Origin of the sequence: Clostridium sp. N3C, from assembly GCF_900095445.1 — a bacterium.
In the GTDB taxonomy this organism is placed as follows: domain Bacteria; phylum Bacillota; class Clostridia; order Clostridiales; family Clostridiaceae; genus Clostridium_AU.
The window spans coordinates 1-8,868 of record NZ_FMJL01000075.1; the positions used below are offsets into that span (position 1 = coordinate 1).

Sequence of the window (8,868 nt, forward strand, 5' to 3'; positions counted from 1 at the left end):
GTCATTTAATCTCTGTTCAATTTTCAAAGACCAAGATTAGATTGTTTTCGCTGTCATCTGACAGCTTATTAATATTACCACGATTAATTTGTGGTGTCAACATCTTTTTTCTTGAAGTTTTTAAGGAATTTTTTACTTAAAAACCTTGTTCCAAAAAGAATGCTTTATTATATTATCATGGTAACTTGTAGCTGTCAACAAATTTTTTAAATTTATTTTAGCTATCAATTTAGTGATAATAGTGCACTGTTTTCAGGCCAGAAAATTATAATATCATCATATTTTGTATTTGTCAATAAACCTTCTAATAATAAAATTCCCTGAAAATCTATTTTTATTCTTTGCAAGTTGAAATTATCCACTTAACTATTATCAATATGGATAATCTGCAAATTCTATAAATATAAAACCATTTCAATATATACATAAAAAAGTCCGCAGAAAAGCGAACTTTTTACTAACTACATTATTATATTTACAGAATTATAATTACATTAACGGTATTTCATTGGTAGTATCTGCTTTACATTTTAACTTTATGCATCCATTTATACACCTAGCTATAATATTATTCTCTTACAGCCTCTTTTAATTCTTTAACAAAGCTGACTACTCTTCTTATAGTCTCTTCCTTATTACAGCTAGATGCTATACGCTTTATGATTGCACTTCCAACGATTACTCCTTCTGCGTATTTTGAAAAGTTTTTTGCCATTTCCGCATTAGATACACCAAAGCCAATAGCTTTTGGTATCACACTATATTCCTTTATCAAATTAATATAACTATTTAAATCTGTAGAAATCTTATCCCTAGTACCAGTTACCCCATTGATAGATACACAGTATACAAAACCTCTGCCATCCTTTAAAATGTTTTTGATTCTTTCTTCTGAAGTAGGCGCTACCATTGGAATAATATAAATATTATTTTCATAAGCCAAATCTATTATTTCTCCTCTTTCTTCTAGAGGTAGATCTGGAATAATAAGACCATCAATGCCAACTTCATTGCATTCCTTAATGAATTTATCTATTCCGTACTTAAATATACAATTGTAGTAAACAAGATATATTAAAGGGATAGATGATTCCTTTCTAATATCCTCAACAGCCTTCATTATATCTTTTATCTTTATGCCATTTTTTAATGCTCTTTGAGATGACTCTTGAATAACTTCACCATCCGCTACTGGGTCGGAGTATGGTATACCTAATTCAATAATATCTGCCCCTGCCTTCTCCATTTCTAAAACTAAAGATACGGTAGTATCTATATCAGGGTCTCCAGCAGTTATAAAGGTAATTAAAGCTTTTTCCTTCTTTTCTTTCAATTCATTAAACTTAAAATCTATTCTATTCATTTAAGCTCTACCCCCATTTCTCTGGCTATAATATTTATATCTTTGTCCCCTCTTCCTGAAAGATTAACTACAATTATATCTTCCTTGCTTAAGGTAGGTGCTAACTTTAACGCATAGGCAATAGCGTGGGAACTCTCTATTGCAGGTATGATTCCCTCCATTAGACAAAGTTCCTTAAAGGCAGCTACAGCCTCCTTATCTGTAATAGCTACATAATTAGCTCTTTTAATTTCATGTAAATATGCATGTTCCGGTCCAACTCCAGGATAATCAAGGCCTGCAGATATAGAATAAACTGGCATTATTTGTCCATCTTCATCCTGTAGCACATAGGTTTTCATTCCATGAATTACACCTAAGCTGCCCTTTGTAATTGTGGCTGCATGCTGATTTGTATCTAAACCAAGCCCTGCAGCCTCTACCCCTATAAGCTTAACTTCCTTATCTTCTATAAAAGGGTAAAAGATACCTATGGCATTGCTGCCACCGCCAACACAGGCTATAACATAATCAGGAAGCCTGCCTTCCTTTTCAATGATCTGCCTTCTTGCTTCATCACCTATTATTCGTTGAAACTCCCTTACCATAGTTGGATATGGATGGGGTCCCATAACAGAACCTATTACATAGAAGGTGTTATCGATATTGGTTACCCAATCCCTAAAGGCTCCATTAACTGCATCCTTTAAGGTTCCAGTTCCACTTTTAATAGCTGTAACCTTTGCTCCTAGCATTTTCATTTTAAATACATTAAGGGATTGTCTTCTTATATCCTCTTCCCCCATAAATATTTCACATTCCATTTGCAAAAGAGCAGCAACAGTAGCAGTGGCAACCCCATGCTGTCCCGCACCGGTTTCTGCTATAACTCTTTTCTTGCCCATTCTTTTAGCTAGAAGTATTTGACCTAAAACATTGTTTATTTTATGAGCTCCAGTGTGATTCAAATCTTCCCTTTTAAGATATATTTTAGCTCCTCCATATTTTTCAGATAGGCTCCTTGCATAGTATAGAGGAGTTTCCCTTCCACTATACTCCCGTAAGTAATATCTATACTCCTCTAGAAAACTTTCATCCTTAATAACCTTCTCAAATTCCTCTTCCAGCTCCATTACAGCATTCATCACTGTTTCCGGTACATATTGACCACCAAATTGACCAAATCTTCCTTTCATCTAAAACTCCTCACTTTCCCAATAAATTCTTTTATTTTTTTATAATCTTTAACTCCTTCACTCTCAACACCACTTGATACATCTACCCCATAAGGCTTTACAATTCTAAGAGCATCCAATATATTTTCACAGTTTAGGCCCCCCGCTAAAATTATTTTATTTTGCAAATCAAAATCCTTTAATATATTCCAATCAAAGGTTTTCCCACTGCCTCCTCGGAGGCCTTCAATCTTAGAATCAAGAAGAAACCTAACATCACTATATCCATTTAAATTTAAGAGATCCTCTTCGCTTTTAATTGAAATAGCCTTCCAAACCTCATAGTCTTTAAAAGAATTTATATAGTTTATATCCTCATCACCATGAAACTGAAGGATGTCCAATTTAACTTTTTCTGCAATCTCCCTTACTGTATTTATATCTTCGTTAACAAAAACCCCCACAATCTTAATATCATTGCTTAAATTTTTAGCTAGCTCTAGGGCTTGATCAGCACTTACCCTTCTTTTACTATCAGCAAAGACAAAACCTGCATAATCTGGCTTAAATTCATTGACATACTCTATATCAAGAGCCCTTGTTAATCCACATATTTTAACCTTTATCATTCTTATCACCTAGCCTTAAAGGCTAATATAAACTGATTTATTTTATTCCTGTCCTCTATATTTCTCATGAAGGCTTCTCCAATTAAAACTCCATTTACCCCCAAACCTTCTAGATACTTTATATCATCAGCTGTAGATATACCGCTTTCTGAAATCACTATTTTATCCTTAGGTATATACTTAATAAGCTCTTCTGTATGCTTTAAACTAACCTGAAAGCTTCTAAGATCCCTATTATTTATTCCAATTATTCTACCACCGGTTTCTAAGGCTTCTTCTAATTCCCTTTGGTTATGCACCTCTATAAGCACATGTAATCCTAATCTTGAAGCTAAATCATAAAAGCTCTTAAGCTTTCCAGGCAATATGGTAGCTATAAGTAGTATGGCATCAGCCCCTATTTCATGAGCTTGATATATTTGATATTCATCAATAATAAAATCTTTCCGTAGAATTGGCTTAGTGGTTATTTCCTTTGCTTCCTTAATATATTCATTCCTTCCTTTAAAGAAATGCTCCTCTGTGAGTATTGAAATTGCATCTATATTGATTTCTTCATAGATACTTGCAATTCTTTTATGATCAAATTTTTCAATTATAACTCCCTTAGATGGTGATGCCTTTTTTATTTCTGCAATTATAGATATTCCCTCTCCTCTAAGAGCTGCCTCAAAGTCCCTAACCTCTCTAGTTTTAAGATTCTTCTTTAGATAGTCTAGAGGCTTTTTTCCTTTCTCTAACTCTAACTGTTTTCTTTTAACTGCAACAATATCATCTAATATCATTACACCGCCACTCTCCTACTAAAATTCACTATTTCTTTTAGCTTGTCATAGGCCTTTCCTGAATCGATAATTTCTTCTGCTAGCTTTACTCCCTCATAGATACCATCAACGGCCTTTCCTACATACAGAGCTGCAGCAGCATTTATTAAAACTATGTCCCTCTTAGGCCCCTTTTGTCCTTTAAATATATCTAAGATAATCCTTGCATTTTCCTTTGCATCTCCTCCTTGTATATCTTCCTTTTTACTTAGTGGAATGCCGTAATCTTCTGGATTTATTACATAATCTATAACCTTGCCATCCTTAACTTCAGTCACTGTAGTTTTAGCAGTTGTTGTTATTTCGTCTAAACCATCATGGCCATGAACTACTAAAGCCCTTTCTCTACCAAGCTTTAAGAGAACCTGACCTAGTTTATTGGTTAATCCCTTATCAAAGACCCCAAGTACTTGCCCCTTTATATCTGCAGGATTGGTTAAAGGCCCAATTATATTAAATATAGTTCTTGTACTTAGCTGCTTTCTTATAGGTGCTGCATATTTCATGGCAGGATGATAATTTGGTGCAAAGAGAAAGGTCATACCGGTTTCTCTTATACACTGCTCTGAAGTACCAGCATCAATATTAATATTAAACCCCATTTCTGCCAGCACATCGGCACTACCACTATTACTGGATACTGCTCTACCTCCATGCTTAGCAACCCTTACCCCTGCAGCAGCTGCAATAATAGCCACCGCTGTAGATATATTAAAGGTATTAGCTTCATCTCCACCGGTACCACAGGTATCAATCGCCAATGTTTTACGCTCTTTTTCAGCCTGATGATCCAAATTAAAACTTTTTGCATTTTTCTTCATAGATTTCACGCAACCGGTTATTTCATCTATGCTTTCCCCCTTCATTCTAAGTCCAATTAGAAAAGCTCCTACCAATGAAGGTTCAAACTCACCCTTCATTATTTCATTCATTGCCGCCTCTGCTTCTAGTTCCGTCAAATTTTCCCTTAACACTATTTTCTTAATAGCATCACTTAACATTACAGATCACCTCTACAAAATTTTTTAATATTCTATCACCATACTCTGTAAGAATAGATTCAGGATGAAATTGCAGTCCATATATGTCATAAGTCTTATGCTTTAGTGCCATAATAACGTTGTCTTTTGTTTTTGCTATCACCTCTAGGCTCTCTGGCAAACTGCCACTATCCACCACTAAGGAATGATATCTCATTACATTAAAGTTCTTAGGTAAGGCATTAAAGATTTGGCTATCTTCCGTAAAAATCTCTGAAGCCTTTCCATGCATTATTTGATCTGAATTAATTATCCTAGCCCCAAAGGCGTGACCTATAGCCTGATGTCCTAGACATATTCCTAAGATAGGCAGCCTTCCTGCAAAGTTTTTAATTATATCAATGCAAATTCCAGCATCTTCTGGCCTTCCAGGGCCTGGAGAAATGATAATTCCTTCTGGATTCATTTTTTCAATATCCTCTATGGTAATGGCATCATTTCTTACCACTTTTATATCCTTGTAGAAAGCTCCAATCATTTGATATAAATTAAAGGTAAAGGAATCGTAATTATCAATTAATAGAAACATTAGATCACCAACCTTAATGCTTTTGCTTTATTTATAGTTTCCCTGTATTCCTTAACAGGGTCCGAATCATGGACTATTCCAGCCCCTGCCTGTATATAGGCTATTTTATTCTTAAAGACGATAGTTCTGATTGCTATACAGAAATCCATATTTCCATCGTAGGAAAAGTATCCTAGGGCTCCTGCATATATTCCCCGTCTTACATTCTCTAGCTCATCAATAATCTCCATAGCCCTAATCTTTGGTGCCCCTGAAACGGTACCTGCTGGTAAGCAAGCTTTTAAAGCATCGTAAGATGTTAATCCTTCCTTTAATCGTCCAGAAACCTTAGAAACCAAGTGCATCACCTGAGAATATAATTCTACTTCCATGAAGCTATCCACGTTGACGGTACCAAAGTCACTAATCCTTCCAACATCATTTCTTCCTAGGTCCACAAGCATTACATGCTCAGCTCTTTCCTTCTCATCTCTTAATAACTCTTCTGCCAATAAAGCATCTTCTTCCTTGTTTTTTCCTCTAGGCCTTGTACCTGCAATAGGATTAGTGGTTACAATCTTATCTTTAACGCTCACTAGTTTTTCTGGAGAAGATCCCACCACCTCAAAGTCTTCAAATTCTATATAGAAAAGATATGGAGAAGGATTTTCTGTTCTTAATCTTCTATAGACCTCAAAGGATTTTTCATCTGTATCAATACTAAATCTTTGGGATAATACCACTTGAAAGATATCTCCCCTTTTTATATAAGCCTTTGCCCTATTTACAAGGTCACAATATTCTTCCTGAGATAAATTAGACCTTACCCTTCCTAAGCACTCTTTTTTTTCAAAGGGCTTTATTTCCTTTCTAATTCTAATTTTTTCATATGTTTCTTCTAATATTTTCACAATGTCCTCATACTGTTGCTCATCTTCATTAAGCACGTTATAGATGATGTAAAGCTTATGGCTATAATGGTCATAGCAAATTACTTTTTTATAAAATAGAAGATAAGCATCTGGTACATTTATTTCATCTTTATTGTTATCTGGAAGTTTTTCATACTGCCTAATCATGTCGTAACCTACATAACCTATGGCGCCGCCACTAAAAGGTAGATTCAAGTCTTCAGTGCTGTATTGGATATTTAGCAGCTCCTTTACTGTATCTAGCAGATCTCCCTTTCTCTCTACTCTAGTTCCATCCTCTTTTATAATAGAAATATTGCTTCCATAGCCAGTAACCTGAAGGTAAGGGTTCTCTGCCATAAAAGAATATCTTCCACTTTCTTTAGTGGCTAAAGCACTTTCTAAAAGGCATCTATTTTTGCCTTCCAAATTATAAAACATAACTATAGGCGTCAGTTCATCTGCATGAGCTTCAAAGGCAACAGGAAAAACCTTATTGGCTTTTTTCAACTCATTAAACTGCTCTTTGCTTAAGCTAATCATAGTAAAAACCTCCAATTCTCATAATAAATAAAAAAGCCACTTCATCCTCATAATGGGACGAAGTGACTCCGCGGTGCCACCCATATTAAATTCACATTATTAGATAGGCATATTCTATATTTATTTTCTCATACAAATTAAAGAGTAAATAAAAAAACATCTAGTCCAATTAGGACGAGATGTTTTACTCGCTATGCCACCTAAATGCAAATTTCTCTTTACCAGGTACAGATTAACATCGATACCCTGTCATTGTAACGGCTGACTCCCGGAAAATGCTACTATAAGTTCGCATATCATCTCGCAGACCCATTCAATATAGGCTACAGTACCCGGCTTCCACCGCCCCAGGCTCGCTTTAACTAAACTCCCATATCTACTCTTTCTGCTCATCGATTTTATTTTATTTTACTATTATGGCAACATTTAGTCAATACCTTTATAATTAAACTTACCAAATTTTTATTATTAATATTTAACTCTTCTTTTATTCAATATTATTTCTTCCCTTTAATATTATTATGTCCAATTATTTCTTTTGACATAGCCTTATACAATTTTTTCTCTAAGGCATAGGCATCTTTTATTCCTATTGCTTCATATTTTTCTATTTCTTCATCTAACTTTTCACTAAGTTTTCCTAAATCCTTTTCTCTTCCCATCAAAACTTCCAAAAAAAACTGTTCATATGTTATAGATTTGGAACTCTTGTCCAACAATTCATAAACAGAAAAATCTATTTCTTTTTTTAATAACCTTGTATATATTGCAAATAATATTTTGTATTTATCTGATCCTTTTTCATAATAGTTCATATAAGTATCATTGATTTCCTTTGGTATTTCATGTTTGCTCAACAATAATAATATGATGGCACACTTTATATGTAAAGCCATATATTCATCTAAAATTTCTTTACTTACTTTATCATTAACATGCTCTAATTTTATAAATTCATCATAATTTATATCGCTAAAGGTTAAAGCATACCCTAACCTTAATGTATTAAAAATAGTCTTAAATGTAGGCTTATTGAAAAAATAATTCCAAAGATGCTTAATATCACTTCCTTTAAAGGGAATAAGTGAAATAATACAAAAAATCATTGCAAAATATAATATATTATCAAAAAAACTACTTACATTTTTTAAGTAAATTTTTATTACACCTAAAATAGCTGCCACAATAACTGTTAAAAAACATGGTGTAATAATATAAATCATTAATTGTTTATCTGTATTTTTCCATGTTGGATAAGCTAGACAATTACCTAATCCATCAAAATATTTGCTTTTTGTTCTTTTTATTTTTCTTTCTTCAGAAAAAAAAAAGCTAATCCCGAAGCTTCTACAAATACTACTTTCATAGAAAATAACTTTGCCACTACAAAGTGTATAATCTCATGCATACATACATATACACAAAAATAATCAGCACACCAATTATAAAAATAAAAATTTTGGGTAAGTTCTCAATACCATATTTATCTTCCAATACATATATAGCTAAAACCGTTAAAGGAATACATGTAAAGTAACCAAGTTTATCTTTTAGTTTCATTCAAGTATTCTCCTTATTTTAGTAACCCTCAATAAAAATATTTTTTATAGCTTATCAATTATCTATAAATACTAAAATCCCTGATTGCTTTTCTATAATTTTAGTAGATATAGAATTTATATTACAATTCTATAAATAAATCTTTTAGATATGGATTTTCTTCAACTTCTATTTCTTTACCACGTTTATTATATTGTGCTGAATAGCTTAATCATCGCATTCAGAATGAGAACGGTACAACACTCACTCATTATTAATGCTTATTTTAGTTCTTGAAAATATTAATTAAACGAAAAAAGACATCAAGCAAAAGCTTGATGTCTTTTATAACCTGGC

9 protein-coding genes and 1 other annotated feature are annotated in these 8,868 nt (G+C 33.3%); all 9 genes read right to left on the reverse strand.

What is annotated here, in order from left to right; all coding sequences use genetic code 11:
* Positions 1 to 568 precede the first annotated feature (568 nt).
* The gene (trpA, locus tag N3C_RS14015; RefSeq protein WP_074366633.1) at positions 569 to 1,363 is read right to left on the reverse strand and encodes a tryptophan synthase subunit alpha; all 795 of its coding nucleotides are present in this window, start codon (positions 1,361 to 1,363) and stop codon (positions 569 to 571) included.
* Entirely contained in the window at positions 1,360 to 2,538 is a 1,179-nt protein-coding gene (gene trpB / locus N3C_RS14020; RefSeq protein WP_074366634.1) for a tryptophan synthase subunit beta, read from the reverse strand. The genes trpA and trpB overlap by 4 nt, the downstream gene beginning before the upstream one ends.
* Positions 2,535 to 3,146, reverse strand: a complete 612-nt coding sequence (locus N3C_RS14025) for a phosphoribosylanthranilate isomerase (RefSeq protein ID WP_074366635.1) — start codon at positions 3,144 to 3,146, stop codon at positions 2,535 to 2,537. Before N3C_RS14025 ends, trpB begins: the two co-directional genes overlap by 4 nt.
* A gap of 5 nt (positions 3,147 to 3,151) precedes the next feature.
* Complete coding sequence (trpC, locus tag N3C_RS14030; protein ID WP_074366636.1) at positions 3,152 to 3,931, reverse strand: indole-3-glycerol phosphate synthase TrpC; 780 nt, start codon at positions 3,929 to 3,931, stop codon at positions 3,152 to 3,154.
* Positions 3,931 to 4,971 carry an anthranilate phosphoribosyltransferase gene (trpD, locus tag N3C_RS14035; protein ID WP_074366637.1) on the reverse strand — a complete coding sequence of 347 codons (1,041 nt, stop codon included), beginning with the start codon at positions 4,969 to 4,971 and terminating at the stop codon, positions 3,931 to 3,933. Before trpD ends, trpC begins: the two co-directional genes overlap by 1 nt.
* Positions 4,961 to 5,539: an anthranilate synthase component II gene (locus N3C_RS14040; protein ID WP_074366638.1), complete on the reverse strand. Its 579-nt coding sequence runs from the start codon at positions 5,537 to 5,539 to the stop codon at positions 4,961 to 4,963. Before N3C_RS14040 ends, trpD begins: the two co-directional genes overlap by 11 nt.
* Entirely contained in the window at positions 5,539 to 6,972 is a 1,434-nt protein-coding gene (trpE, locus tag N3C_RS14045) for an anthranilate synthase component I (protein WP_074366639.1), read from the reverse strand. Before trpE ends, N3C_RS14040 begins: the two co-directional genes overlap by 1 nt.
* 50 nt (positions 6,973 to 7,022) lie before the next feature.
* Positions 7,023 to 7,374: a binding site (T-box leader), on the reverse strand.
* A gap of 95 nt (positions 7,375 to 7,469) precedes the next feature.
* Positions 7,470 to 8,195, reverse strand: coding sequence for a hypothetical protein (locus N3C_RS14050; protein WP_074366640.1), 726 nt, complete (start codon positions 8,193 to 8,195; stop codon positions 7,470 to 7,472).
* A 160-nt stretch (positions 8,196 to 8,355) separates the two neighbouring features.
* The gene (locus N3C_RS15175) at positions 8,356 to 8,532 is read right to left on the reverse strand and encodes a hypothetical protein (RefSeq protein ID WP_178377843.1); all 177 of its coding nucleotides are present in this window, start codon (positions 8,530 to 8,532) and stop codon (positions 8,356 to 8,358) included.
* Positions 8,533 to 8,868: the final 336 nt, after the last annotated feature.